General features: G+C 41.0%; 3 protein-coding genes. 2 read left to right on the forward strand and 1 reads right to left on the reverse strand.

All coding sequences use genetic code 11. The annotated features are described in order from the left end of the window. Nucleotides 1–794, forward strand: a 794-nt coding sequence (locus tag FTV42_RS16550) for a MobA/MobL family protein (protein WP_180039226.1), incomplete at its 5' end; no start/stop codon positions are given. After that, nucleotides 791–1,264, forward strand: coding sequence for a hypothetical protein (locus tag FTV42_RS16555; RefSeq protein WP_180015776.1), 474 nt, complete (start codon nucleotides 791–793; stop codon nucleotides 1,262–1,264). The genes FTV42_RS16550 and FTV42_RS16555, both read left to right, overlap by 4 nt. A 6-nt stretch (nucleotides 1,265–1,270) precedes the next feature. On the opposite strand, the gene FTV42_RS16560 is transcribed toward FTV42_RS16555, so the two are convergent. Continuing rightward, entirely contained in the window at nucleotides 1,271–1,696 is a 426-nt protein-coding gene (locus FTV42_RS16560; RefSeq protein ID WP_179991870.1) for a hypothetical protein, read from the reverse strand. Nucleotides 1,697–1,861: the final 165 nt, after the last annotated feature.

Genomic DNA, 1,861 nt, shown 5'->3' on the forward strand with positions numbered 1-1,861 from the left:
TTCTGTCTAATTTAGATATTGAAATTGACCGTGGTGAACTTTGGAACTTGGCGGAAAAATCTGAAAACCGCAAAGATGCCCGAACCGCTAGAGAATGGGTCATTGCCCTACCTGATGAATTAGACGCAGATCAACGTAAGGACTTGGCAAAAGACTTTGCCAGGTCCTTAGTTGATCGCTATGGCGTGATTGCAGATTTAGCTATCCATGAACCCAGCAAAGGCGGAAATGATAAAAATCATCATGCCCATATCATGCTGACCACCCGAAAGGCTGAATTAGACCCTGAAAATAATCTGATTTTGACAACAAAGGCAGAGATTGAACTCAGCAACGCCAAAAGAAAGACCCTCAACATGGGTACAACCCAAGAGGACATTAAACAAATTCGGGCAATGTGGGCAGACTTAGCAAATCACGCTTTGGAACAAGCAGGACAACAGCAAAAAATTGACCACCGCAGCTATGCCGATCAGAACAACGGACTGCAAGCCACGATTCATGAAGGGACTTCGGTCACTCAATTACGCAGAAAAGGCATCGGCACCGAAATCAGCCGTTATAACGACAAGGTAAAACAGCACAACGCCCAATACCTGAATCAAAAAGAACAGCACAAAGAAACCACGCTACAGCGTGGCTTTAACCGTGTTGAGCAAGGCTTTGACCAATGGCAAAAAGACCAAGAAGCCAAACGCCTAGAGCTAGAACGCCAAGCGGAAAAACAGCGAGAAATGAAACGAGCCGAGCAAAAGGCATCACCTAATTTGAATAAAGGCGGATGGTCACGATGAGCAACCAAAACGATGATTTAGACGACCAGTTATATATTTTATTGGCATCCATGAAGGAATACAGGGAAGCCATAGCAGACGATAACAAGCGATTAGAGGCGTTTTACAACAAAGTGGCTAGCGGGATATTAGAGCAGAGCAAAAAAAACCTAAATAACGCAAATCAGGAAGCTACACGCGCCCTTCAAGGACGTATTCAGGAACTAGACAAGGCTACTGATAAACTAAACTATAGATTTATTGCCTTGTTATGTGCAATTTTCCTCAGTCTGGTACTGGTTTTTCTTTCTTTCATATTTTTATTCATTCCAAGTTTTGATGAGATCAAAGAACGTCGTGCAGAAGCAGCTTGGCTAGAACAAAGATATAACCTAGATATTAAAAACTGTAATGGTAAATCCTGTGTCCGGATCATGAAAAATGACTGTCACGGACCAAACAAAGATTATTGCGTGATTGACCCTAAATAATGCTTTTTAAAGCGGAGCTGCAATCCAATAACCGTGGTTAGCGCAAACATCAGGAATAGGGTCAGTAATAGATCGAGGTTTCGTTGGGTACTGGCCTCCACCAAGTCTAATTTCATCACCTACAAAAACTTTATGATTATTAAATTTGTTGGTAATACTGATCCTACCGTCACTTGTATATTCTAACTCGCTGCTACTAGCCCAGATAATAAAAGGGCTGGTATCACTGTTTAGACGAATACAACCATGTGGATCTAAATGTAATTTGCCACCTGCAAGTGAAACCATATAAGTCTTCACTTCGGGACTTTGCTTGATAAAAAATACTGGTTTTACAGGTTCTATAATATTAGAAACTAAAGCAGGCTTTGCCATGCAGCCAGTAAGCACAGAAATAATGAAAAAACTTTGGGCTAAATTATATATTTTCATAGTCAACCAAGTTATGAGATGGGACAGTACTTTGCTTGGTTTCTTTCGTTATTCAATTTATACCGGTGCACGCAAAGTGGCTCGACTTTGAAACATGGCTAAAGCCCTATTTCAAAGCATCGAGCAAAATTTTAATTAAACACGTTTCAATGCCATGATATGACG

Source organism: Acinetobacter sp. YH16052 (assembly GCF_013417155.1).
GTDB lineage: Bacteria > Pseudomonadota > Gammaproteobacteria > Pseudomonadales > Moraxellaceae > Acinetobacter.